This window comes from Mesorhizobium sp. M1050, assembly GCF_040318715.1.
In the GTDB taxonomy this organism is placed as follows: domain Bacteria; phylum Pseudomonadota; class Alphaproteobacteria; order Rhizobiales; family Rhizobiaceae; genus Mesorhizobium.
This window is the reverse complement of record NZ_JAMYMV010000048.1, coordinates 1-23,351: the sequence shown is the minus strand read 5'-3', so window position 1 is coordinate 23,351 and position 23,351 is coordinate 1. Positions and strand designations below refer to the sequence as shown.

The following is a 23,351-nucleotide window of genomic DNA, read 5'->3' as shown; positions in this document are numbered from 1 at the left end:
CCTGTTGGTCGGCGTCACAAGGCCTTGAGACGGCCGACGTCGGCCGGTGTGGCCCGGCGGTCGATGATCGTGCGACCGAGCGCATCCTCCATCCTGAAACGACCGTTCTCGAGCTTTTCCGTTATGCCGTCGGGATGCCGGATTGTGATCTTGTTGCCTGTCACGTCGACCTCGTCGCCGGTCGTTGCATTGACATGGCTCGCGCTGTTGCCGTTCTTACCCTTGTTGGTACCCGACTTGCCGGCATTGCCACTGTTGCCATTCCCGCTGCTGCTGCTGCTGTTGCCGCCACTGCTACCGCTATTGCCGCCGCCGCCATTTCCGCCACCGCCGTTTCCACCACCGCCGCCGTTGCCGCCACCGCCCTTGCCGGCCTGTGCGCTGGCGGCGTAAATCGCGGGAACGGAGCCGTGGAAGGCAATTTGATAGGGAGCGATGGTCAACGCCAGCGCAGCCGCGGATCTAAGTGCAAGCCGGCAACGAGGCGTTGTGAGCGATCTGTGCATCCTGATCTCCGTCGATTGAGCCCGGCGCGCCCACCTTCAACGTTGCAGTTGCAACCAACATCGCCGAAAGACGCGGTGCCCGGAAGCGACCTCCGACCGTTGCCGTTGTCACCCAGGACCTTTGCAAGCGCAAGATTGGACTAAAGTCCTAATCGCATGCTATATTAGCTTTGTATGAACGGCGCCGCGATCGCCATCGTCGAGCGGGATACTGGGTTTCCGTGATGCCTGACGACGGCAGACGCCGAACATCAAGTCACCTCCGCCGGGGGCGGCGGAGGTGACTGCGAAGCAGGCCCTTGCCTGGGTGGCCTGCCTCACAAAGCCTGAAGACGACTGTAATCGCGCGCCGTCGCTGCACGTTCGACGATCGTTCGGCCGAGCGCATCCTTCATCTCGAAACGGCCGTTCGCGATCTCTTCGGTGGTGCCATCGGGATGCTGTACCTCGATCTTGTTGCGATCCACGTCAACCTTGTCGCCAGTGGCCGCGTTGACGTGATGGCCGGCTCCGCCATCGTTTTGGCTTTTTCCGGTTCCGGAATTGTCGGTGGTGCCATGATCGTTGCTGGCGCCGTCGTCGCCGCCACCAGACCCGGAATTTCCGCTGTTTCCGCTGCCGCTTCCGCCGCTTCCACCAGCGCCACCATCATGTCCGCTATCCTTGGCGTGTGCGGCTGCGGCAATGAGGCCGGGCGCGGAGCCGTGGAAAGCGAGTTGATAGGGGGCGACAGCCAGCGCCAATGCCGATGTTGCTCTCAGAGCCAGCCAACGAAAGCGGGTGGGGGTCGATCCGCGCATCACGGACCCTCCTATACATCAGGCCGATGCCGGCTTTGGCAAGCGGCCGACTATTGCCGGCATAGTGGCCTTGGCATAGGGGGCCCACGACCAATGCCGCACCGACAGGGACCTTTGCTCGGCCTGACCAGGACTTTGGTCCCTCGCGTCGCTCGGTTGCGAAAAGGGTCGGCTGGCGGGTCGTGAAATCCGGTTGAAAGCGACTGGAGATGTCACGAAAATGTGATCGACCGGCTATAAGGGGTTAAACAGGCAACACGCTCCAGCCATCGCCCAAAGCCAGAGGCAAGTCCCAAATGACCGAAAAACGCTCCCCCGACGCCCGATTCCGCACCAGCCTGCTCGAGGAAAACGACGGCCCCGCAACCAACCCTACGGACAACCGCACCATGGGCGAGATCATCGCCGCGCGGTTCTCGCGCCGTGGCTTCCTCAAAGGTTCACTGGCCGTCTCGGCCATCGCCGCAACCGTTAGTCCGCTGGCGCTGGTCAGTGCGGACGAGGCCCGGGCCGCAGAAGGCTCCGCCTTCGCGTTCGACGAGTTGGAGGCCGGCATCGACGACAAACACCATGTCGCGCCGGGCTACGATGCCGATGTGTTGTTGCGCTGGGGCGATCCGCTGTTTGCCGATTCGCCGGAGTTCGACCCGACGAAACAGTCGGCGCAGGCTCAGGCGAAACAGTTCGGCTACAACAACGACTATGTCGGCTATCTCCCGATCGACGGTTCGGCCGAACACGGCCTGCTGGTGGTCAACCACGAATACACCAACCCGCATCTGATGTTCCCGGGCATCGTCAAGATCGTCGACAAGGACGGTAAGAAATCAGCCGAAGTCGCACCGCTCTCGAAGGAGCAGGTCGATGTCGAGATGGCTGCCCACGGCGGCACCATCGTCGAGATACGCAAGGTCTCGGGCAAATGGCAGGTAGTGCGCGACGGCAAGCTCAACCGTCGCATCACCTCCAGCACCGAAATGGCGCTGTCTGGTCCGGTCGCCGGCCACGATCGCGTCAAGACCAATGCAGACCCGTCCGGCACCAAGGTTTTCGGCACATTCAACAACTGCGCCGGCGGCGTCACCCCCTGGGGCACCTATGTGATGGCCGAGGAGAACATCCACGGCTATTTCTCCGGCGACCTGCCTGAGGGCCACAAGGAGGCCGCCAATTACAAACGCCTTGGCATTCCCGAAGGCGCCTATGAATGGGCCGCCCATTACGATCGTTTCGACCTCGCCAAGGAGCCCAACGAGGCCAACCGCTTCGGCTGGATCGTCGAAGTCGATGTCAACGATCCGACCTCGACGCCGAGGAAGCGCACCGCCATGGGCCGCTTCAAGCACGAAGGCGCCGAATCGATTGTCGCCAAGGACGGTCGCGTTGTCTTCTATCTCGGCGACGACGAGCGCTTCGACTATGTGTACAAATTCGTCACCAAGGCGGCGTTCAATCCCAACGACCATGCCGCCAACAAGGATCTGCTCGACGACGGTACGCTGCATGTCGCCAAGTTCGCCGAAGACGGTTCGGTCGAATGGCTGCCGATCGTCTTCGGGAAGGCGCCGCTGACGACTGAGAACGGCTTCGCCAGCCAGGCCGACGTGCTGATCGAAACACGCCGCGCCGCCGACCTGCTCGGCGCCACCAAGATGGACCGCCCCGAGGACATCCAGCCCAATGCCGTCAACGGCAAGGTCTATGTCATGCTGACCAACAATTCGAAGCGCAAGGCCGACCAGGTCAATGCCGCCAATCCGCGCGCCGACAACGCCTTCGGCCACATCATCGAAATATCGGAAGATGGCGGCGATTTCACCGCCATCAAAGGCAAGTGGGAAGTGCTGCTGAAATGCGGCGATCCCTCCGTCGCCGATGTCGGCGCCACCTTCTCGACGGCGACGACGGCCAATGGCTGGTTCGGCATGCCCGATAATTGCGCGGTCGATTCGGCTGGGCGCCTGTGGGTCGCCACCGACGGCCAGAGCCCGAAAACCACCGGCCGTACCGATGGCCTGTGGGCGGTCGACACCGAAGGCGCGGCGCGGGCGACCTCGAAACTGTTCTTCCGCGTGCCGATCGGCGCCGAAATGTGCGGCCCGCTGTTCGCGCCCGACGACCAGACCGCCTTTGTCGCCGTCCAGCATCCGGGCGACGGCGGCGAGGACTGGGAGCCGTTCGGCCGCCCGTCCTATTACGAGGACCTGTCGACGCGCTGGCCCGACTTCAAGCCCGACATGCCAGTGCGGCCGGCGGTGGTCGCGATCACCAGACAGGGCGGCGGCAAGATCGCGGTCTGATATTAAAGCGCGTCGCGTCGAAATGGATCCATGCGACGCGCTTTAGGTCTTTGTTTCCATGCACAATGCCGAATGGTCGAGGAGGACTTGATGATTGAGGTCGTCGAGTCCCGGCGGCTCGAACCGAAATCAGCGTGAGGCACCGGATGAGGCGCCAGCGGCACCTGCAATCCGTTTGGCGATCGCCTTGGCCAGGATGCCGGCATTGGCGAAACAGCCGCGAATGCTTGGCCGCATGCCGGTGAACCACAGGCCGGGGAATTTCGGATCGGATTGGCCGCCATTGAAGAGCGGAACGCCCTTGCCGTCGAGCACGCCGAGCTTGCCGACCATGGGCTCCAGCCCGGTGCGATAGCCCGTCGCGGCAATGACGATGTCGGGATAGACCAGGCTGCCATTGGCCAATATCACGCCGTCGCGGGTGAATTCCCGTATGGCCGGCACCACGGTGATCTTGCCCGATTTGATGGCGCTGACGGCGCCGTCGTCGGCGGCGATCGCTGTGTAGTCCGAGGTCAACCGGCTGGCGCCGCCCGAGGGCGCTGGCGGAAGGCCGAATTTGGTCAGGTCGCCGAAGACCAGGCGCTGCGTTGCTGCCATCACCGCATCGGCGATCCGCAACGGCAAGCGCGCCATGAGCGGCGAAAGCCTATGCACGGCGATCTTGCTGATCCGCTTGGGCAGCAAAGCGGGGCCGTTGCGGGCCGACAGCCAGATGGCTGCCGTGGCTATGCCGGCCAGATGATTGAGCGCGTCGAAACCCGAATTGCCGGCGCCTACGACCAGCACTTTTTGGCTCGCATAGCCCTGCGCGTCGCCGAAATCCGCCGAATGGATGATGCGGCCGGCGAAATCCTTCATGCCTTTCCATTCGGGAATGAATGGCAACCTGTCGCGGCCAGTGGCAATGACGACATTGCGCGCAAGGCGCAGTCCGGCGCTGGTCCGCAGCGCCCAATGATCGCCCTTGAAGGTGATCTCTTCGACAGCGACGCCAAACTGCACCGGCAGCCGGTTTTCCCCACTGAAATCATTCATATGGCGGATGACGGCCGTCCTTTGCGGAAAAGCAGGCGTGCCGGGGGGATAGGCAAGGCCGGGCAGCGAAGAAAGATCGCGATGGGTGTTGAGATGCAACTGCTGATGCCGCCGATGCCAGGGCTCGGCCAGCCGGCTTTCTTTTTCCAGGATCGCTGTCGGCACGCCAGCATTCATCAATGCATGCGCCGCGACCAATCCGGCAACACCGGCGCCGACGACGATTGCCGGCTCGACCGTTATCGGCAGGTCGGCAACCGACCGGATTGTCGTATCAGTCATTCACCCTCGAATCCCCATTCGACCCGTCCTTCCGCATGGCTCGCAGAACACTGTAACCGTTTGACACCGCGCAGTATCCCTACAACAACCTGCTGCCGATTTTCGAGCCATCCGATTTTCGAGCCATCCAATGGGCCGCGGTTGCGCTCTATATGGCATATGCGCGATATCAGCGGTAATCAGGTCGCGGCAATGTGATTGATTCGAGGCCTTGGGGGGCTGGCTGGTCTTTGTCATCCTCACGCGCATGCCCGGAGTCAGGGTTCGGTTTTCGAGGTCATGCGCAGAATCAAAGTGTTACAGCACCTTTGCGCGTCTTGAACGCACGGCGCTGTGGCGGCACGCGGAATCTCGGCCATGCCCTCCTTGCGGATCTATTTCGACAAAATCCTCGAGGGCGCCGCGCCCAAGGTGGCGCGGCAGGAGCTGACGCATGTCGAGCGCCTGGCGCTGGTTCGCCGCCATGGCGACTTCTCGCTCGCCTATTCAAGCGCCGTTCAAAACAAGCTTTCCTATTTCGGCGACTCCGACGGCTACATCGCCTTCGGCACCAAGATGAAGCATCATTTCGCACTCGGCGATCCGGTGGCGGCTCCAATGCTGCGGCCCGACTACATCAGACGCTTCGTCGAGACCGGCGGCAGCCCGTGGTTCGTGCAGATCGGCGAGGAGACCGCGCGCGTGCTAGCCGGGCTCGGCTACAAGGTCAATCGGCTCGGCATCGATACCCGCCTCACCCTGCCTGATCATGATTTTTCCGGAAAGCGCAACGAGACCGTGCGCTACTCCGAGCGCTGGCTGTTGAAGAAGGGCTTCTCGTTCGAGGAGGACAAGCGCACGATCCACCTCGACGAGATCGCCCGGCTTTCCGACAACTGGCGCGGCGACCGCATCGTCAAGCGTAGGGAAATGGGCTTTCTCAACCGCCCGTTCGCCGACCATCTGGGCACCGATATGCGCCGTTTCGTCCTGCATGGTCCCAATGGCGAGCTGGTCGCCTTGCTCGACTTCGACCCGTTGTATCGCGACGGCAAGGTCATCGGCTACACCACCGCCTTCAAGCGCAAGCATATCGATGCCTCGCCGCACGCCGAGATCGGCCTGACCAAGTTCGCCGTCGACCGGTTTCGCGAAGAGGGCATATCGGTGGTCACGCTTGGCTTGTCGCCGCTCGTCGACATCGGGCCGAGCGGATTTGCCGAGAGCGACTTCTGGCGCAACACTTTTCAGCGCGCCTACGACTCTGCCTGGGTCAACCGCCGCAGGTTCAACCTGCAAGGCCAGGCGGCGTTCAAGCGCCGCTTCCATGGTGTCGAGGAGCCTGTCTACATCGCCTTCCGCAAGGGGACGCATGTCGAGATGCTGGGGTTGCTGCGGCTGGTCAAGGCGATTTAGACCTGGCTGCGGCTCAGGGCACTTTCGCCGCTCAGTTCCTCAGCCGGTAACCGGTCCTGAAGATCCAGGCGACGATCGTTATGCAGATGGCCAGGAAGACGACCGTCATGCCGAGGCTGATGCCGACCGAGACGTCGGACTTGCCGTAAAAGCTCCAGCGGAAGCCGCTGATCAAATAGACGACCGGATTGAACAGCGTCACCGTGCGCCAGACGCCGGGTAGCATGTTGATCGAATAGAAGCTGCCGCCGAGGAAGGTCAGCGGCGTGATGATCAAGAGCGGAACCAGCTGCAACTGCTCGAAACTCTTGGCCCAGATGCCGATGATGAAGCCGAACAGGCTGAAGGTCACCGCCGTCAGCACCAGGAAGGCGACCATCCAGAACGGGTGCAGGATGGTGAGCGGCACGAACAGCGACGCCGTCGCCAGGATGATAAGGCCGAGGATGATCGACTTGGTCGCGGCACCGCCGACATAGGCGATGACGATCTCCAGATAGGAGACCGGCGCCGACAGCAATTCGTAGATCGAGCCGACGAATTTCGGGAAGTAGATGGCAAAGGAGGCGTTGGAGATCGACTGCGTCAACAGCGACAGCATGATCAGGCCCGGCACGATGAAGGCGCCGTAGCTGATGCCGTCGATCTCGGTGATGCGGGAGCCGATGGCCGAGCCGAAGACGACGAAATACAGCGATGTCGAGATGACCGGCGAGACGATGCTTTGCAGCACGGTGCGGAAGGCACGCGCCATTTCGACACGGTAGATCGCCCATACTGCACGTAGATTCATGGCCGTGGGCAGGTTCATGGCTCTCTTCTCACCAGGTTGACGAAGATCTCCTCGAGCGAACTGTTTTGCGTGTCGATGTCACGGAACTGGATGCCGCCCGCCTCGAGGTCGCGGATGAGCGAGGCGACGCCCGGCCGCTCGGCCTGGTTGTCGTAGGTGTAGGTCAGCTGCCCGCCATCGCCCGACAGCTCCAGCGCGTAGTGCGAGAACGCTTCCGGAATTGCGGGCAGCGGATTGCGCAGTTCAAGCACCAGCCGCTTGCGGCCGAGCTTGCGCATCAGTTCGGCCTTGTTCTCGACGAGGATGATCTCGCCGCGGTTGATGACGCCGACGCGGTCGGCCATCGCCTCGGCTTCCTCGATGTAATGCGTGGTTAGGATGATGGTGACGCCGTCCTCGCGCAGCCGGCGCACCATCGCCCACATGTCCTGGCGCAACTCGACATCGACCCCGGCGGTCGGCTCGTCGAGGAACAGGACACGCGGCTCATGCGACAGCGCCTTGGCGATCATCAGCCGGCGTTTCATGCCGCCCGACAGGGTGATCGCCTTGGCGTCCTTCTTGTCCCACAGCGACAGGTCGCGCAGCACCTTCTCTACGAAGGCCGCGTTGGCCGGCCTGCCGAACAGGCCACGGCTGTAGTTGACCGTCGCCCAGACGCTCTCGAAGGCGTCGATGGTCAGCTCCTGCGGCACCAGCCCTATCAGGCTGCGCGCGGCGCGATAATCCCTGTTGATGTCGTGACCGTCGACGGTGACGGTGCCCGACGAGCGGTTGACGATGCCGCAAACGATCGAGATCAGGGTTGTCTTGCCGGCGCCGTTGGGCCCAAGCAGCGCAAATATCTCGCCACGCTGGATGTCGAGATTGACCTCCTTGAGCGCGGTGAAACCAGTAGCGTAGGTCTTGGAGACCCCGGAAATAGACAGGATGGAAGACATGGCTGAAAACGGCTGCTTGAAAGAGGTTCCCTGATATAGGCCGAATGTCGTCCCATGCAACTGCAAGTCAATGCCGTTGCTGACAGTTCTCGACAACGATTGCGGGCGTCGAGGCCGGGCACGCCGACGCCATATCGGGGCGCTGCGGCCTTCCGCCCTGCGCGACGCGACGCCGCTTTGACCAGGCACGGCTCGCGCCCTATTCTTCCAAGCATTCGTAGCAGCCGGAGCCCACCATGGACCCGCTCGTCCTGTCGCGCATGCAATTCGGCGCGAATATCTCGTTCCACATCCTGTTTCCGACGATCACCATTGCGCTTGGCTGGGTGCTGCTGTTCTTCAAGCTGCGCTACAATGCGACGAATGATTCCGCTTGGATGCGCGCCTATTTCACGTGGGTGAAGGTGTTCGCGCTGTCGTTCGCCATGGGCGTCGTGTCGGGCGTCACCATGAGCTTCCAGTTCGGCACCAACTGGCCGGGCTATATGAAAACGGTCGGCAACATCGCCGGACCGCTGCTGGCGTACGAAATTCTCACCGCTTTCTTTCTCGAAGCGGCCTTCCTCGGCATCATGCTGTTCGGCTTCCGCCGCGTCTCCAACCGCATCCACACGCTGGCGACGGTGCTGGTGGCGGGCGGCACCACCGTCTCGGCCTTCTGGATCATCGCGCTCAATTCCTGGATGCAAACACCGGCCGGCTTCGAGATCCGTGACGGCGTGGCGCATGCCGTCGACTGGTGGGCGATCCTCTTCAATCCATCGATGCCCTACCGGCTGACCCATATGCTGCTCGCCTCCGGGCTGACGGTATCATTCCTGATATCGGGCCTGTCGGCGCTGCGCTATCTCAACGGCGACCGCTCGGAATCGATGTGGAAGGCGCTGCGAACCGGTGTCTTCACCGCAGCGATCCTGATCCCGATCCAGATCTTCGCCGGCGACCAGCATGGGCTGAACACGCTGGAGCACCAGCCGCAGAAGATCGCTGCCATGGAGGCCAACTGGAACACCGGTCCCAACGTGCCGCTGGTCCTTTTTGCGCTCCCCGACGAGGCGGCCCGCGAAAACAAATTCGAGATCGCCATTCCCGACGGCGCCAGCCTGGTGCTGCGGCACTCGACTAGCGGCGTGGTGCCGGGCCTTAACGACTATCCCGGCAACCATCCGCCTGTGTTTCCGGTGTTCTGGGGCTTTCGCATCATGGTCGGAACCGGCATCCTGATGCTCCTCGTCTCGTGGTCGGCGGCCTTCTTCCTCAAGCGTCGGCACAGCCTGCCGAAGCCGCTCGCTTTGCTGATGGTGCCGATGGCGCTGTCGGGCTGGCTGGCGACGCTGGCCGGCTGGTACACCACCGAGATCGGCCGCCAGCCCTGGCTGGTGACCGGCGTGCTGAAAACCGCCGACGCGGTCGGCCCGGTGGCCGGCAGCCATGTCGCGCTGACGCTCGCCATCTACCTTGTCCTCTATGTGCTGTTGCTGATCGCTTTTCTCGGCGTGCTGGTGCACCTGGCGCTGAAGGCGGCGAAGGATGGCGATAACTCGCCGCTGCCGGGCGTGCTCAACGCGCCGATGTCGCAGCCGGCCGCGGGGGAGTGAGGAATGGTCCGCGCAGCGGACGAAAAGCCAACGATTTGGCTTTTCGAATGACGAACGCCCGCAGCCATAGCGAAGGGCAGAAGCCGTAATGAGAAGGACGAGAGATCAATGACCTTCGACTGGCCAACCGCGCTCCCCCTCATCTTCGCCGGCCTGATGGGCCTCGCCATCCTGATCTACGTCATTCTCGACGGTTTCGATCTCGGCATCGGCATCCTGTTCGCCGCGGCGCAGGATGCCGAGCAGGACACGATGATCGCCGCCATCGGCCCGTTCTGGGACGCCAACGAAACCTGGCTGGTGCTGGCCGTCGGCCTGCTGCTGGTCGCCTTCCCGCAGGCGCATGGCGTCATCCTGACCGCGCTCTACATTCCTGTGTTCGTGCTTCTGGTCGGGCTGATCCTGCGCGGCGTCGCCTTCGATTTCCGCGCCAAGGTGCCGACCGAGCACAAGCACCGCTGGAACCGTATTTTCTTCCTGGGTTCCATTATCGCTTCGCTGGCGCAGGGCTATATGCTGGGCGTCTACGTGCTCGGCCTCGATGTCGGCTTCGGCGGCATGGCGTTCGGCGTGCTGGTGGCTTTCTGCCTGGCCGCGGCCTACGGGGCGATGGGCGCGGCCTGGGTGATCTACAAGACCGAGGGCGAGCTGCAGAAGAAGGCGGTGCGCTGGCTGCGCACGACGCTGGTGCTGACCGCGCTCGGCATGGTCGCCATCTCGCTGGCAACGCCCCTCGCCAGCCCGCGCATCTTCGACAAATGGTTCGTCTGGCCCTCGATGCTCTATCTGTCGCCGCTGCCGATCCTGTCGGCGCTGCTGTTTCTGTGGCTGTGGCGGCAGACATTCCACCTGCCGAAGCCCGACGACCGCCATTCGCTGACGCCGTTCCTGACGCTGGCCGCGATCTTCGCGCTCGGCTTTGCCGGGCTGGCCTGGTCGTTCTATCCGTTCGTGGTGCCGGATCGCCTGACCATCTGGCAAGCGGCCTCGGCGCCGGAAAGCCTGGCCATCATCCTGGCCGGCACCGTGGTCGTGCTGCCGATCATCATCTTCTATTCGTTCTATGCCTACCGCGTGTTCGGGGGCAAGGCGACGGATCTGACGTATGATTGATCGCCCAGCGGCGCACGCCAGCGCGAGGCGCCCCTCTCTGGCCTGCCGGCCATCTCCCCCTCAAGGGGGGAGATTACGCGCTTAGTTGCTTTCGCCAACTATCAACGCAGTAGGGCGAGTGGGACAGCGGAGCTGCCGATCTCCCCCCTTGAGGGGGAGATGGCCGGCAGGGCAGAGGGGGGTGCTTAGCGCCGACGTTTCGAGAGAACTCAATTGCTCGCCGACAGCACCAGCACCGGCTTTTCGCTGTACAGCGCCGGGAACAGCGCCTTCAGGTTCGCCACCTTTGGCAGGTCGTTGTAGACGATGTAGGGATAGTTCGGGTTCAGCGTCAGGAAATCCTGATGATAATTCTCGGCCGGATAGAAGGTCTTGCCGGTTTCCAGCGTGGTGACGATCGGCTCCGGGAAGACCTTGGCCTGGTCGAGCTGGGCGATGTAGCTCTGCGCGATCTTCTTTTGCGCATCGTTTTCGGCAAAGATCGTCGAACGGTACTGCGTGCCGGAGTCCGGTCCCTGGAAGTTCAGCTGGGTCGGGTTGTGGGCGACCGAGAAATAGACCTGCAGCAGCTGGCCATAGGTCACTTTGGACGGATCGTAGGTGATTTCGACGGATTCGGCGTGGCTGGTGCGGCCTGTGCCGACGGTCTCGTAGACGGCGCTGTCCTTGTCGCCGCCGGTGTAGCCGGATACGGCCTTGGTCACACCCTTGACGTGCTGGAAGACACCCTGCACGCCCCAGAAGCAGCCGCCGGCGAAGATTGCCTTTTCACTGCCGGGCGCCGCCTTTTCGTCCAAAGCCGGCGGCGGGATCTTCACCGCGTCCTCGGCAGAAACCGCCGGCGTCAGCCAGAAAGCGGCGCCCGCGGCGGCCAGCGCAAGTGCGGCGAGCGCGCCTTTGACAAAGCCAAGCGAACGGTTTGGTGTCTTGATGTCGGTCATGGTTGCACTCCTCATGCCTTCCATTGGGATCAGTCTATTGGATCAGGGACGGCGGCGCGACGCACGAGTTGCGGCGGGGGCTCACATTCGCGTGCGCCGCCGGCAATCGGCCTAGTTGGCCGGCTTCATGGCATCGGTTGCCGGTTTCATCGCGTCAGCCGTCGGCTTCATGGCATCGGCGGCCGGCTTCATCGAATTGGTGGCCATCGGGTCGGCGGGCTTCATCGCATCGGTTGCAGGCTGCATGGCGTCCGCGGCCGGCTTCATGGCATTGATCGCGTCGTCGGCACGGGCGATGCCGCCGGCAAACAGCGCCGTCGAGCACAGAGCGAAAGCGAGGGCAGGCAGCGTCAGGCGGAACAGAGTGGTCATGATGGTCTCCTTGGGGTTGATAGTGGGGCGCGCTGTCCTGGCGGCCGTTCTATGCGGCGCCGCGCGTGCGGCGTTTGCGCAATCTCTTTTGAAGCGTGATCTAGTTGGTTGCTGCGGCCAGAATCGGCCCGCCGCCTGGCGACTGGACGAGCACGGCGGTGCTCAGGCCGTCCGAAGCCGGCGGCAGATCGAGCACCGCGGCGGCGCCGGTCCAGCCGCCGATTTTCTTGAGCGAATGCACGACATTGGCATGCGGCAAAGTGCGGCCGGTGTTTTCGCCGCGCGCCACCGGCACCTGGACGACTCCCCTGAGATAGCGCACCAGCCAGACATCGGCCCTGCCGCCAGGCACCGTGCCGGCACCGATGCTGACCTTGCCGCGGTCGATCGACAGCGACGGGCCGCCGATGCGGCCAGTGCTTGCGATCAGCTTTTCGATCTCACCGGGTGCAGCGCCGACGGCATCGGCATGGCCGTTGACCACCACTTGCGGCGTGAACGGGCCGTCATGGCCGAGCGGCGGCTCGTAGCTGACCTGGCGCTGCGTGAATTCCTGGCGGCCGAACGTGTCCTTCCAGCCGAGATAGTCCCAGTAGGTGACGTTGAAGGACAGCGCCAGCACGCCGGGCTGGTCCTTGACCCTGATCAGATTGGCGTTGGCCGGCGGGCAGGACGAACAGCCCTGGCTGGTGAACAGCTCGACCACCGTGAGCGGCAGGGCAGCGGCCGCACCGAGCGACACTGCGAGTGCAAGCGCGCAAAGGCTGGACACTGTGACGAACTTGCTGGACCCTGACATTCGGCTTGCTCCGTGGCGCCGGCGCCCGGATGCGCCGCTCATGTCCCCACTTCGCCGCTGTCTGCCGCTTCGTTACAGCGCTCACCGGTTTGTGATCATCAGGCTCAATTCTTCCCTTCTCCCCTTGTGAGATCTTTGCACAGAAGCCGATCAGTGATTCTGTTGTGAGGTTGGAGCAGGGAGATTCGCGATGGTGGATCGTGTTCTGGGTCAGTTGAGTCTGGCGGACGGTCTTGCGGTGTCGGATGAGACGATCTTCGACCTGATTGCGAAAGAGCTGGACTGGGAGCCGATCAGCAAGCTGCTTGGCCCGCGCAGCAGCAGCGGCCCGGGTAGCGCCAGCTACCCGGCAATATTGCTGGTGCGCTGCCTTCTGCTGGGTGTGTGGCATGGGCTGAGCGATCCAGCGCTTGAGGCGCAGATCCGTGACCGGCTGTCGTTTCGCCGCTTCGTTGGCTTCAGCCTCTCGGACCGTACGCCCGACCATTCGACCCTATGGCGCTTTCGCGACGAGCTGACGCGTGAGCGGCTGATCGACAAGGTGTTTGAGGAGATCAACCGGCAGCTGGAGACGAAAGGCCTGATCGTCAAGCGCGGCACGCTGGTCGATGCCTCGTTCATGCAATCCCCCGGCCGGCCGCCCAAGCAGCCGAAGAAGGGCCACCACGGCCCGGTCAAGCCGTCGGCGGACAAGGATGCGCGCTGGGGCAAGAAGGGCAAGAAGAGCACTTTTGGCTACAAGATGCACATTGGCGTCGACCAGGGGCACACCTTGATCCGGCGCGTCGAGGTGAGCGACGCTTCAGTCACCGACACCGAGCCGGCCGACCGGTTGATCTGCGGCGATGAGAAGGCGGTCTATGGCGATCAGGCCTATTACACCCATGCCAGGCATGACCGGCTCGCTGAGGCCAAGATCAAGGATCGCCTGATGCGGCGGCCCAACAAGCATCACCCTGAATTGCCGCCGCGCGACAAGCTGCGCAACCGGCTGATCTCCAAGGTGCGGGCGGCGGTTGAGCGGCCTTTCGCCGTGTTCAAGGAGCGTTACGGCATGCGGCGCATGCGCTTCTTCAACCTTGCGACCAACCGCACGCAGTGCATGCTGGCGGCATGCGCCTACAATCTGCGGACTATGATCGGTGTCCTGTATCCACCCAAAGAGAGGCGGGCGTGAGGAGGAGTGCGTCCAAAATCGACCCGATCGGGCCAATGATGCCGGTCGATGCCGCGCCAGGGCGACAAGGCGAGGCCTTAGACGCCTTCAAAAGACGCTCAGTAGGCCAATCAGGTTAAGCACACCCTTCATGCAAAGCCCTCCTTGTGGGAGAAGGTGGATCGGCGCGCAGCGCCGAGACGGATGAGGGGTGTTCCAGGGAATGAGGCGTTGGCATTCCCTGGAACACCCCTCATCCGTCGCCTTCGGCGACACCTTCTCCCACAAGGGGAGAAGGGAAGTCGGAGCCCCTATCGCCACGGCTGGAGACTCATATCTCGTACATAGGCGATGATGGTGTCGCAGACGGCGTTCAAGTCTTTCAGAACATCGTCGTTCCAAAAGCGCAGAATGCGAAAGCCCCTCGCCTCCAGGTCTGCCTTGCGGACACGGTCAGAATCCGACCCCGCGTGCTGGCTGCCATCGATCTCGATGATGAGGCCAGCTTCGAAGCAGACGAAATCGGCAATGTACCTTCCGACGGGAACCTGGCGCCGAAATTTTATCCGGTCGAGCCTGCGGTCGCGCAGTTCATGCCACAGCCTGCCTTCTGCCTCCGTCATTTTGTGCCGGAGCGAATGGGCGAAGCTTCGTTTGGCTGGCAGAACAGGTTGATGCGGCATGGCGCCAGATTACCCGGCCGTTGTATTCCGTCCAGCACCCCTCTTCCGTCTTGGCGCTGCGCGCCAATCCACCTTCTACCGCAGGGAGAAGGCCAAGAGCGCAGCTTACTGCGTCAGCACCGTGTTGGAGGGCCGCTTGTTGAAGTCGCACTTGCCGGTCACGCTGTAGAAGAAGTCGGCGTTCGTGACATCAGGCAGTGGAGGATTGTTGCCGCCGTCTTCCCATGCCTGATCGCTGGTCTGGCTGCAGGGCACAGCGCCGAAGATGTCGACGACCGTGTTGCCTTTAACCTCGACAGGGAGGTATTTGGAAGGGTCCAGGTCCCTTTGTGCAGCAGTACTGTACCCGGCGCCGAGGTAGAGCCGGTTCGACGTGTCTGCATTGTTCGACTTGAGCGGGTTGACCGGTCCGGACGGCACATCCATCTGCAGATAGAGCTGGTCCATGGTGCTCACATTGATTGTTGCGCCACTGGTGTTTCCGGCGGAATTCGTGGTCGCGCACGTTGTCTTGAAATAGATGGTGGAGCCGCTCGTGTTTCCGCTTTTTGCTACCGCGGTGCTTCTGTAAACTCCAGCAGTGGGAGTGAAATCGGTTTTTGACCCTACTGTCGTGCACACTTGGCTCTGAACCTGCGTCGAGGTTGTTCCCGACACAGTGGAAATAGTTGTCGTGCCGTAACCTTTCGGGTCGGCAGCGGTATAAGTCTTACCCCCGCTCGTATAGGAATAGTTATAGCCTTTGTAGACATAGTTGACCTTCATCATGGTCGTCGGTGTGGTGCTGGAGGTCGAACCGAACGGCAGTCCGTACAAGGTCATGGTCTTGTTCCAGTAGCCTGAAACGTGATCGACGTTGAATGTAGCTGCGACCAGTGCGGGCGTCTTGTTCACCGCCGACGAGACGCCGATCGCCACCGTCGGGATCCTGGCGATCTGCATGAAAACGGTCGGCATCGGGTAACTCGCCGTGGCCTGCGCCGTGGCGGTGCCGTTGGCGCTGACGTCGAAAGTGTTCAGCGTCGCGGTGCCCTGTCCGCCATTGGCCACGTAGGAGGCCTGCATCGCCACCTGGCGCTGCGCCTTCGTCGAGGCGGTATCCATCGTGGTGATCGACAGGATCGCGGAATCGAGTGCCGCCTGTTCGGTCGACCTGGTCTGGACCGCCGAGGTGTAGTCGACCGAAAAACCGATCGCGGTGATCAGCGGAATCATGACGAGAACGAGTATCGGTGCGAACGCGCCGCTCCGCGACCTGATAAACCTGCCTGCCAGCCCCCGCATGCCTTGATCCTTATATCGGAATATCCTCACCGGCTAACATGGCAGTCCACAATTATGCTCTAACGGACTTGGTTAATGTTTATTGATTTTCGCGAAAGCGCGTAATGAGCGACAAGCACCGGCGGCACTTGCCCGGCATTGGCTGTGCCGCTTGCCGCAGCAAGCCGCCCCTGCTAAAGCGCGCGACATGAGCACGCCCCTCGACCACATCCGGAATTTCTCCATCGTCGCCCATATCGACCATGGCAAATCCACGCTTGCCGACCGGCTGATCCAGCTGACCGGCGGGCTGGAGCTGCGCGACATGAAGGAGCAGGTGCTGGACTCGATGGACATCGAGCGCGAGCGCGGCATCACCATCAAGGCGCAGACGGTGCGGCTGAAATACCACGCCAACAATGGCGAGGACTATATCCTCAATTTGATCGACACGCCCGGCCATGTCGACTTCGCCTATGAAGTGTCGCGCTCGCTCGCCGCCTGCGAGGGGTCGCTGCTGGTGGTCGACGCCTCGCAGGGCGTCGAAGCTCAGACTCTGGCCAATGTCTACCAGGCGATCGACAACAACCACGAGATCGTCGTGGTGCTGAACAAGGTCGACCTGCCGGCCGCCGAGCCCGAGCGCATCCGCGAGCAGGTCGAGGAGGTGATCGGCATCGACGCTTCCAACGCCGTGCTGATCTCGGCCAAGACCGGGCTTGGCATTCCCGATGTGCTGGAGGCCATCGTCCACCAGCTGCCGCCGCCGCGCGAGGGCGATGCTTCAGCGCCGCTGAAGGCGATGCTGGTCGATAGCTGGTACGACGCCTATCTCGGCGTCATCGTGCTGGTGCGCATCATCGACGGCGTGCTGAAGAAGGGCCAGACCATCCGGATGATGGGGACCGGCGCCAAATACCTGGTCGAGCGCACCGGCGTGTTCACCCCGGCCCGCATCAATGTCGACGAGCTTGGCCCCGGCGAGTTCGGCTTCTTCACCGGCTCGATCAAGGAAGTGGCCGACACCCGCGTCGGCGACACCATCACCGAGGACAAGCGCGCCACCGCCAAGGCGCTGCCCGGCTTCAAGCCGGCGCAACCGGTGGTGTTCTGCGGCTTGTTCCCGGTCGACGCCGCCGATTTCGAGGATCTGCGCGCCGCGGTCGGCAAGCTGCGCCTCAACGACGCCAGCTTCTCCTTTGAAATGGAAACCAGCGCCGCGCTCGGCTTCGGCTATCGCTGCGGCTTCCTTGGCCTGCTGCATCTGGAAATCATCCAGGAGCGGCTGGAACGCGAGTTCAACCTCGACCTGATCGCCACGGCACCCAGCGTCGTCTACCGGCTGCTGCTCAACGACGGTTCGATGAAGGAATTGCACAACCCGGCCGACATGCCCGATGTGGTGAAGATCTCCGCCATCGAGGAGCCATGGATCCGCGCCACCATCCTGACGCCCGACGACTATCTCGGCGGCATATTGAAACTCTGCCAGGACCGGCGCGGCATCCAGGCCGACCTGTCCTATGTCGGCAAGCGCGCCATGCTGATCTACGATCTGCCGCTCAACGAAGTGGTCTTCGATTTCTACGACCGGTTGAAGTCGATCTCCAAGGGCTACGCTTCGTTCGACTACCACCTCACCGACTACAAGGAGGGCGACCTCGTCAAGATGTCGATCCTGGTCAATGAGGAGCCCGTCGATGCGCTGTCGATGCTGGTGCACCGCACGGCGGCGGAAAAGCGCGGAAGGCAGATGTGCGAGAAGCTGAAGGAACTGATCCCGAACCATCTGTTCAAGATCCCGATCCAGGCCGCGATCGGCGGCAAGGTCATCGCCCGCGAAACCATCTCGGCGCTGCGCAAGGACGTCACCGCCAAGTGCTACGGCGGCGACGTCTCGCGCAAGCGCAAGCTGCTGGACAAGCAGAAAGAAGGCAAGAAGCGGATGCGCCAGTTTGGGAAGGTCGATATCCCGCAGGAGGCGTTTATTCAGGCGCTGAAGATGGGGGATTGAGAAGCCGATTGGCGCGCGAAGCGCGCCAATTCATCGATCCGGTGGATCGATGGCAGGCTTCGAAAGCGGTGGAGTTGCCGGGGGCAATGTGCCCCGCTGGTGATGCGTTGACGCAGAGCGGTGTAGATTACTCTCCAGGAGGCGGCGCCCAGGCTATCTGGGCACCGAGCGCTTTTTTGAATGTTCCAGGGTCCCCGCGCTGTTGGCATCGGCACGCGGAGATCACGTTTGTACGAATACGTACCGATGGCCTTGGCTTGGTTGCTCGTGCCGCGATGGGGCGCTACAAAAATCGGGCGGCGGACCTCGGTTCGCCAGTGGCCGACGCGGGCTCAGGCAACTGTCTCACCGGCATTCGCGTCGGCCACTTCTCGACCGCAGGCGAGGGCGTGACAAGGCCGGATCGCCCGAGGGCTTCTCGACACCTCCGCCGTTTTCCGCTTCGCGCTACCCCTTTGAGAACGTTCCGCCCAGGAGTATCCTCAGCAGGGCTTGGGGGAGATTTCAAATGCGTTCCAACCCGCTGGACATCGTTGCCGCGACCGGCCTGGCGATCGGTGGCGCTTTCGGGCTTGCCGGCACCTTCGTCGCCAGCGCCGAACTGCGCGAGACGCTGTGGACCGTCGACGGCGTGGCACTGGTGGTGGCGACCGCGCTGCTGACGATGAAATACCAGCGGCTGGGCAATGACTGCATAGCTGCCGGATTTCTGACCTTTCTCGCCGGCGAGAGCCTGCTGCTGGCCGGCAATGCGGCAGGGCTTGAGGCCAGCGTGCCCTCCTATGTCGGCGGCATCTCGCTGTGGGCGGCCGCACTTGTCATGGTCAGCGCACCGAAGACTTTCGCCGTGTGGATGCGGCTCACCGCGCTCGTGGCCGCAGGGCTGTTTGTCGTCTCGGCTTGCATGATCCTGTGGGGCGCGCGCCTACTGCCGACCTCGTCGCCGCTGCCCGCCGCCGGCTATCCGTTCCTGGTGCTGACCTTCGTCGGCTGGATCTGGACTTTGGTGAAGACCGAGAGGTGAACGGGTCGGCGCGTCTTGCCTTCTCCGCGGTGGGAGAACGGAAGACCAACGCTGGCGCCGCCCCTCATTTGGCTGCCGCCACTCGTCGTTCGAAAAGCCAAGCAGTTGGCTTTTCGTCCGCTACGCGGACCACTCCTCAACTCCCCGTAAACGGGGCGAAGGACGCTGTCATCGCTGCTTTCGCCAATCACCAGCGTTGCAAACCGAAACGCCGGCGTTGCGGCCGGAAAGCCGTTTCCGGAGGGGCTGCGCCGCCTTGTGATGGTCGGGCCGTAGGCGCTGCCTTAGTTCCTCGCCCCACGATGTGGGGAGAGGTGGCCCGGCGAAGCCGGGACGGAGAGGGGCCTGCGCGGCGTTGGGAGGTCTATCGCCTGAAAGCACCCGATGGAATTTATCGTTCGGCTCTTACCCATCATGCGGCTTTGATATTGCGGAGGGCGTCCCCCTCTCCGTCCCGGCTTCGCCGGGCCACCTCTCCCCCACTTCCGTGGGGGCGAGGAACCCAAGAATGGCGAAGGCTCAACTCTCAATCCACACCTTCTCAAAGTGTTGTTCCAGCGCCTGGTGCTGTTCGCAACCCTCCACACCCTTGCGGTACGTCCGGTAGACCGAGCGCCAGTAGGGTTGGATGATGATGCCTGAGTCGCGCAAATTCAGCTCGATCTTGGCCATGATCTCCTTGCGCGCCTTGGCGTCCGGGGTCGCCAGCGCCTTGTCTAGCAGTTCGTCGAACTCCTTGTTGGCATATGCGCTTTCGTTCCAGGCGGCGCCGGATTTATACGCCAGCGCCAGCACCTGGACGCCGAGCGGGCGGCCGAGCCATTCGGTGCAGGAGAAGGGGTATTTGCTCCAGTCGTTCCAGAAGGTCGCGGCCGGCAGAACGGTGCGCTTGATCTTGAGGCCCGCCTCGCGCATCTGCGCGCCGATGGCATCGCCGGTGCTCTTTTGCCATTCGACATCGACGGAGATGAGCTCGAATTCGTGGTCGGCCTTGCCGGCCTCGGCGAGCAGCTTCTTCGACTGGCCGACGTCGCGCTTGGCCGGGCCGATATCGGCATATTCGGGATGCATGGGGCCGACATGATGGTTGTCGGCGGGCTTGCCACGGCCGCCGAGACCGAGCGCCAGCACGGCGGAATTGTCGACGGCGAGCTGGGCGGCGCGGCGCACCTTGACGTCGTCATAGGGCGCGTTGCCGACATTGAAGCGGGCGACGATGGTCGAGCCGGTGGCGATCTCGGAATTCTTGAGGCCCATCTGCTCGGTCTGCGAGACGGCATCGGAGGCGGTCTCGTGGTCGGTGTCGATCTCGCCGGATTCGAAGGCCGACATCATGGCGTTGGGGTCGGAGCCGTAGTCGACCCATTTGATGCCGTCGAGGTGGAATTCGCCCTTCCACCAGGGCTTATCCTTGCGCTTCACCTCGGCGCCTGTCTCGTCATCCCAGCTGACCAGCTCGCAGGGACCGGTGGTGATGGCAAGCGCCTTCATCGGATCGCCGTCGCCCTCATAGGAGCGGTGCATGATCAGCGCGGGATAGTCGGCCATGCCGGCGATCAGCGAGATGTCGGGCTTGGGCAGATTGAGTTTTATCGTGAACTCGTCGACCTTGGCGATGCCGCCGTCGACAACCTTCTTGGTGTCGGCATTGACCAGCGCGCCCATGCGCGCGGCGACCGAATTGCCGGCCACCGAGGCATCGCACCAGCGGGTGAGGTTGTGGACGACATCGTCGGCGTTGAAGGCGTCGCCGTTCGACCAGGAGATGCCCTTGCGCACATGCAGCGTCAGCGTCCTGGCGTCGTCGCTCACCTCCCAGCTTTCGAGCAGCCAGGGCTCGAAGGAGAAGTCGGTGTTCCAACGCACCAGATATTCGTTGCAATGGCGGGCGACGTTGGACATTTCGACGCCGTCGAAGGTGCGCGGGTCCTTGAAACCCTTGACGTTCATGGCGACGCGCAGGACGCCGCCTTTCTTGGGTTCCGCCGCGCGGGCAGGCGTGGGGGCCAGCCCACCCAGCGCCAGTGCGCCGGCGGCGCTGACACCAAGGCCGGCCATCAAGGCCAGATATTCGCGGCGGTTGATGCCGCCGCTCTTGAAGTCGTCGGCGACGGGTTTTGCCTGCGGGTGCAATTTGCGGTCGGTCAGCATGAATTTCATCGTCGTTCCCCTGTTGTTGGGCGCCCCGGCCGATCGACAGACGCGGGGGACGGATGCGATCGCCGGGACGCCATTGCCTGAGGGAATGATAGAGCGGGGTGACGCTGGGGAGTGTTCGGTTTTCCGCAGTGATTGTGCGGTGCTCCGCAGGGGGAGTCGGCAGTGCGCTTATACTTTGCAGCCGCGCTGGGAGAGATGCGCCAACGGCGCGGCGCCAATCTCCCTCCTTGAGGGGGAGATGGCCGGCAGGCCAGAGGGGGTCGGCACGACGGGACGCGACCTCGTACTTTCAAAAAGATGATGCTAGCGCTCTACGTGCGACGACCCCCTCTGTCGCCTTCGGCGACATCTCCCCCTCAAGGGGGGAGATCACCCCGGCCCAGCGCACCAACCGCCGCAACAATCCGCGCAAACGCTTCCGCCGCGGCCGGCACAGTCGTGCGGGCGCGCAGGAAGCTGTGCACCAGCTTCGGCGCCTCGTGCCACCACGCCTTGCCGCCGGCGGCAAGTATCCGGTCGCGGTAGGTCTCGCCGTCCGACGACAGCGGGTCGCATTCGGCGGTAACGATCACTGTTGGCGGCAGGCCGGAGAAGTCGGTGTCGCGCAAAGGCTGGAAGGTCGGATCGCCGGGTGATTGCCGCCTGGCGGAGCGGACGTCGCGATAGAAGGCGATGTCGTGCAGCGACAGAAGCGGCGCTTCGGCGTGCTCGACATAGGAGCCGGCGGTCTCGTCGCCGCCGAGGTCGGGATAGATCAGCACCTGGCCGATGGCCGCACTGGCGTGCCGGCGGGTCGCCTGAGCCACGCCAGCCGCGAGATTGCCGCCGGCGCTTTCGCCGCACAGCACCAGCGGCAGGTCGGTGGCGGCGGCCGCCCATTCGAAGGCGGTGACGGCATCGTCGAAGGCTGCGGGGTGCAAATGCTCCGGCGCCAGCCGGTAGTCGACCGACAGCACGTCGAAACCGGTGCCGGCGCAGAGCTCGGCGCAGATGTCGTCATGGCTGTCGAGCCCGCCGAGGATGAAGCCGCCGCCATGATAGTAGACCACCATCGCCTTCGCGGCCGCGCCGGCGAGCCGGTAGCGGCGGATCGGGATGTCGCGGCCGGCCGCGGCGATCAGGCTGTCGCTGGCCGTGACGCCGGGCGGGCGGCCCTGATGGAAGGCACGGCTCATCCGGTCATAGACGGCGCGCTGCTTGTCGATCGGCAGGCCGGGCATCTCGGGTGGATACCAGGCGTTGACCGCGTCGATATAGGCCCAGAGCTCTGGGTCGAGCCGGGTTTCGTATTTGCCCCGAGTCATGCTTTCGGCAGTCATAGGTCTGCGTAGAGCGCGGCCGCGTTGTCGAAGGTGAAGCGCAGCGGCACCGAGCCTTCGACCTGCCAGGCGGTGACGGTCTCGCCCGCCAGCAGCCGGCAGGCGCCATCGGTGTCGGTGACGGCGCCGCCATAGAGCCGGTTGGCGAGGTTGAGAATGCCGGTCTGGTGCATGGCCGCGCTGCCGCTGCCGCAGGCATCCTTGACCAGCAGCACGTGAAAACCTTTCGCCACTGCGTCCTTCACCGAAGCGTCGATGCAGGCCTCGGTCCAGACGCCCGACACGACCAGCCATTCGATGCCGGCCGACTTGATGTCGCGCGCCGCCGGCCCCGAACGGAAGGCGCTGGCCTCGGCCTTGACCAGCAGCGCCTCGCCATCAGCCGGCGCCACCTCATGGCAGATCTCGGTCAGCGGATCGCTCTTGTCGGAAAAGGCCGACTTGCCGTCCTCACCGACCGGATGGAACGGCCGGTCCTGGCTGTCGAGGTCGACGATGTAGGCCCAGTGGTAGAGCGGCACATGGTTTTGCCGCGCCGCCGCCTGCAGGCGCTGGACGTTGGCGAGGACCGTTGCGTAACCGTCGACGAGATAGCGCTTGTCCTGCCGGTGCTCTTCCTGCAGGTCGATGAAGATCGCGGCCACGGTGCCGCGCTTGATGGCGATGGGGGTTTTCATGCCGCGCCTTCATCCACGGGCGGAGCAGCCCAAGACTCGTCCCTATGCCGGTGGGACAGCACCCCCCTCTGCCCTGCCGGGCATCTCCCCCTCAAGGGGGGAGATCGGCCGTCGCGAATGCCTTCGCCAATCACCAAAGCTGCAGGAAAAAGCGCCGTAGGCGACGCTGCCAATCTC

General features: G+C 63.4%; 20 protein-coding genes. 7 read left to right on the top strand and 13 right to left on the bottom strand.

Annotation, left to right across the window (positions count from 1 at the left end; genetic code table 11):
- Positions 1 to 14 precede the first annotated feature (14 nt).
- A complete protein-coding gene (locus tag NKH57_RS23245) occupies positions 15 to 506 on the bottom strand; it encodes a hypothetical protein (protein WP_352947600.1) in 492 nt (163 codons plus the stop codon).
- Positions 507 to 823: 317 nt separating this feature from the next.
- On the bottom strand, positions 824 to 1,306 hold the full coding sequence (locus tag NKH57_RS23240; RefSeq protein WP_352947597.1) for a hypothetical protein: 483 nt from the start codon (positions 1,304 to 1,306) through the stop codon (positions 824 to 826).
- A gap of 296 nt (positions 1,307 to 1,602) precedes the next feature.
- Here NKH57_RS23240 and NKH57_RS23235 point away from each other — a divergent pair, with 296 nt between their 5' ends.
- Positions 1,603 to 3,606, top strand: a complete 2,004-nt coding sequence (locus tag NKH57_RS23235) for a PhoX family protein (RefSeq protein ID WP_352947595.1) — start codon at positions 1,603 to 1,605, stop codon at positions 3,604 to 3,606.
- A gap of 129 nt (positions 3,607 to 3,735) precedes the next feature.
- Here the strand turns inward: NKH57_RS23235 and NKH57_RS23230 are convergent, their stop codons facing one another.
- Positions 3,736 to 4,926, bottom strand: a complete 1,191-nt coding sequence (locus NKH57_RS23230) for a flavin-containing monooxygenase (protein WP_352947592.1) — start codon at positions 4,924 to 4,926, stop codon at positions 3,736 to 3,738.
- 357 nt (positions 4,927 to 5,283) lie between these two features.
- Between NKH57_RS23230 and NKH57_RS23225 the strand changes: the two genes are divergently transcribed.
- A complete protein-coding gene (locus tag NKH57_RS23225; RefSeq protein ID WP_352605934.1) occupies positions 5,284 to 6,321 on the top strand; it encodes a phosphatidylglycerol lysyltransferase domain-containing protein in 1,038 nt (345 codons plus the stop codon).
- A 31-nt stretch (positions 6,322 to 6,352) separates the two neighbouring features.
- Here NKH57_RS23225 and NKH57_RS23220 read toward each other — a convergent pair whose 3' ends face one another.
- Together NKH57_RS23220 and NKH57_RS23215 are read right to left on the bottom strand one after the other, a co-directional pair.
- Positions 6,353 to 7,114 (bottom strand): ABC transporter permease, encoded by a 762-nt coding sequence (locus NKH57_RS23220; RefSeq protein ID WP_352605982.1) that lies wholly within the window; start codon positions 7,112 to 7,114, stop codon positions 6,353 to 6,355.
- Positions 7,115 to 7,128: 14 nt separating this feature from the next.
- Complete coding sequence (locus NKH57_RS23215; RefSeq protein WP_352730341.1) at positions 7,129 to 8,055, bottom strand: ABC transporter ATP-binding protein; 927 nt, start codon at positions 8,053 to 8,055, stop codon at positions 7,129 to 7,131.
- A gap of 236 nt (positions 8,056 to 8,291) precedes the next feature.
- Here NKH57_RS23215 and NKH57_RS23210 point away from each other — a divergent pair, with 236 nt between their 5' ends.
- Positions 8,292 to 9,653, top strand: a complete 1,362-nt coding sequence (locus tag NKH57_RS23210; protein WP_023762216.1) for a cytochrome ubiquinol oxidase subunit I — start codon at positions 8,292 to 8,294, stop codon at positions 9,651 to 9,653.
- A gap of 108 nt (positions 9,654 to 9,761) precedes the next feature.
- Entirely contained in the window at positions 9,762 to 10,766 is a 1,005-nt protein-coding gene (locus NKH57_RS23205) for a cytochrome d ubiquinol oxidase subunit II (protein ID WP_352947589.1), read from the top strand.
- A 209-nt stretch (positions 10,767 to 10,975) separates the two neighbouring features.
- Here NKH57_RS23205 and msrA read toward each other — a convergent pair whose 3' ends face one another.
- The 3 genes from msrA to NKH57_RS23190 all read right to left on the bottom strand — a co-directional run bounded on the left by msrA (position 10,976) and on the right by NKH57_RS23190 (position 12,878).
- Positions 10,976 to 11,707 (bottom strand): peptide-methionine (S)-S-oxide reductase MsrA, encoded by a 732-nt coding sequence (gene msrA, locus NKH57_RS23200; protein WP_352947586.1) that lies wholly within the window; start codon positions 11,705 to 11,707, stop codon positions 10,976 to 10,978.
- 111 nt (positions 11,708 to 11,818) lie between these two features.
- Positions 11,819 to 12,079, bottom strand: coding sequence for a hypothetical protein (locus NKH57_RS23195; RefSeq protein WP_352730347.1), 261 nt, complete (start codon positions 12,077 to 12,079; stop codon positions 11,819 to 11,821).
- 100 nt (positions 12,080 to 12,179) lie between these two features.
- On the bottom strand, positions 12,180 to 12,878 hold the full coding sequence (locus NKH57_RS23190) for a DUF1223 domain-containing protein (RefSeq protein ID WP_352730349.1): 699 nt from the start codon (positions 12,876 to 12,878) through the stop codon (positions 12,180 to 12,182).
- A 190-nt stretch (positions 12,879 to 13,068) separates the two neighbouring features.
- Here NKH57_RS23190 and NKH57_RS23185 point away from each other — a divergent pair, with 190 nt between their 5' ends.
- Positions 13,069 to 14,055: an IS5 family transposase gene (locus NKH57_RS23185; protein ID WP_352947582.1), complete on the top strand. Its 987-nt coding sequence runs from the start codon at positions 13,069 to 13,071 to the stop codon at positions 14,053 to 14,055.
- A 290-nt stretch (positions 14,056 to 14,345) separates the two neighbouring features.
- On the opposite strand, the gene NKH57_RS23180 is transcribed toward NKH57_RS23185, so the two are convergent.
- A complete protein-coding gene (locus NKH57_RS23180) occupies positions 14,346 to 14,717 on the bottom strand; it encodes an endonuclease domain-containing protein (RefSeq protein WP_352947580.1) in 372 nt (123 codons plus the stop codon).
- A gap of 105 nt (positions 14,718 to 14,822) precedes the next feature.
- Complete coding sequence (locus tag NKH57_RS23175) at positions 14,823 to 16,001, bottom strand: TadE/TadG family type IV pilus assembly protein (RefSeq protein WP_352947578.1); 1,179 nt, start codon at positions 15,999 to 16,001, stop codon at positions 14,823 to 14,825.
- Positions 16,002 to 16,188: 187 nt separating this feature from the next.
- Between NKH57_RS23175 and lepA the strand changes: the two genes are divergently transcribed.
- Together lepA and NKH57_RS23165 are read left to right on the top strand one after the other, a co-directional pair.
- On the top strand, positions 16,189 to 17,994 hold the full coding sequence (gene lepA, locus NKH57_RS23170) for a translation elongation factor 4 (RefSeq protein WP_352730353.1): 1,806 nt from the start codon (positions 16,189 to 16,191) through the stop codon (positions 17,992 to 17,994).
- Positions 17,995 to 18,502: 508 nt separating this feature from the next.
- Positions 18,503 to 19,018 (top strand): hypothetical protein, encoded by a 516-nt coding sequence (locus tag NKH57_RS23165; RefSeq protein WP_352730355.1) that lies wholly within the window; start codon positions 18,503 to 18,505, stop codon positions 19,016 to 19,018.
- A 519-nt stretch (positions 19,019 to 19,537) separates the two neighbouring features.
- On the opposite strand, the gene NKH57_RS23160 is transcribed toward NKH57_RS23165, so the two are convergent.
- From NKH57_RS23160 to NKH57_RS23150, 3 genes are all read right to left on the bottom strand, one after another.
- A complete protein-coding gene (locus NKH57_RS23160; protein ID WP_352947575.1) occupies positions 19,538 to 21,178 on the bottom strand; it encodes an ABC transporter substrate-binding protein in 1,641 nt (546 codons plus the stop codon).
- Positions 21,179 to 21,534: 356 nt separating this feature from the next.
- Positions 21,535 to 22,482 carry an alpha/beta hydrolase gene (locus NKH57_RS23155; protein WP_352605914.1) on the bottom strand — a complete coding sequence of 316 codons (948 nt, stop codon included), beginning with the start codon at positions 22,480 to 22,482 and terminating at the stop codon, positions 21,535 to 21,537.
- A gap of 11 nt (positions 22,483 to 22,493) precedes the next feature.
- Entirely contained in the window at positions 22,494 to 23,174 is a 681-nt protein-coding gene (locus NKH57_RS23150) for an isochorismatase family protein (protein ID WP_352947572.1), read from the bottom strand.
- Positions 23,175 to 23,351 lie beyond the last annotated feature (177 nt).

Bases quoted from the DNA above. Each gene is read 5' to 3' on its own strand.
- msrA (WP_352947586.1), bottom strand. From the start codon at position 11,707: ATGACCGACATCAAGACACCAAACCGTTCGCTTGGCTTTGTCAAAGGC.
- NKH57_RS23245 (WP_352947600.1), bottom strand. From the start codon at position 506: ATGCACAGATCGCTCACAACGCCTCGTTGCCGGCTTGCACTTAGATCC.
- NKH57_RS23195 (WP_352730347.1), bottom strand. From the start codon at position 12,079: ATGACCACTCTGTTCCGCCTGACGCTGCCTGCCCTCGCTTTCGCTCTG.
- NKH57_RS23190 (WP_352730349.1), bottom strand. From the start codon at position 12,878: ATGTCAGGGTCCAGCAAGTTCGTCACAGTGTCCAGCCTTTGCGCGCTT.
- NKH57_RS23155 (WP_352605914.1), bottom strand. From the start codon at position 22,482: ATGACTCGGGGCAAATACGAAACCCGGCTCGACCCAGAGCTCTGGGCC.
- lepA (WP_352730353.1), top strand. From the start codon at position 16,189: ATGAGCACGCCCCTCGACCACATCCGGAATTTCTCCATCGTCGCCCAT.
- NKH57_RS23210 (WP_023762216.1), top strand. From the start codon at position 8,292: ATGGACCCGCTCGTCCTGTCGCGCATGCAATTCGGCGCGAATATCTCG.
- NKH57_RS23175 (WP_352947578.1), bottom strand. From the start codon at position 16,001: ATGCGGGGGCTGGCAGGCAGGTTTATCAGGTCGCGGAGCGGCGCGTTC.
- NKH57_RS23240 (WP_352947597.1), bottom strand. From the start codon at position 1,306: ATGCGCGGATCGACCCCCACCCGCTTTCGTTGGCTGGCTCTGAGAGCA.
- NKH57_RS23180 (WP_352947580.1), bottom strand. From the start codon at position 14,717: ATGCCGCATCAACCTGTTCTGCCAGCCAAACGAAGCTTCGCCCATTCG.
- NKH57_RS23215 (WP_352730341.1), bottom strand. From the start codon at position 8,055: ATGTCTTCCATCCTGTCTATTTCCGGGGTCTCCAAGACCTACGCTACT.
- NKH57_RS23220 (WP_352605982.1), bottom strand. From the start codon at position 7,114: ATGAATCTACGTGCAGTATGGGCGATCTACCGTGTCGAAATGGCGCGT.
- NKH57_RS23185 (WP_352947582.1), top strand. From the start codon at position 13,069: ATGGTGGATCGTGTTCTGGGTCAGTTGAGTCTGGCGGACGGTCTTGCG.
- NKH57_RS23150 (WP_352947572.1), bottom strand. From the start codon at position 23,174: ATGAAAACCCCCATCGCCATCAAGCGCGGCACCGTGGCCGCGATCTTC.
- NKH57_RS23205 (WP_352947589.1), top strand. From the start codon at position 9,762: ATGACCTTCGACTGGCCAACCGCGCTCCCCCTCATCTTCGCCGGCCTG.
- NKH57_RS23230 (WP_352947592.1), bottom strand. From the start codon at position 4,926: ATGACTGATACGACAATCCGGTCGGTTGCCGACCTGCCGATAACGGTC.
- NKH57_RS23235 (WP_352947595.1), top strand. From the start codon at position 1,603: ATGACCGAAAAACGCTCCCCCGACGCCCGATTCCGCACCAGCCTGCTC.
- NKH57_RS23225 (WP_352605934.1), top strand. From the start codon at position 5,284: ATGCCCTCCTTGCGGATCTATTTCGACAAAATCCTCGAGGGCGCCGCG.
- NKH57_RS23165 (WP_352730355.1), top strand. From the start codon at position 18,503: ATGCGTTCCAACCCGCTGGACATCGTTGCCGCGACCGGCCTGGCGATC.
- NKH57_RS23160 (WP_352947575.1), bottom strand. From the start codon at position 21,178: ATGAAATTCATGCTGACCGACCGCAAATTGCACCCGCAGGCAAAACCC.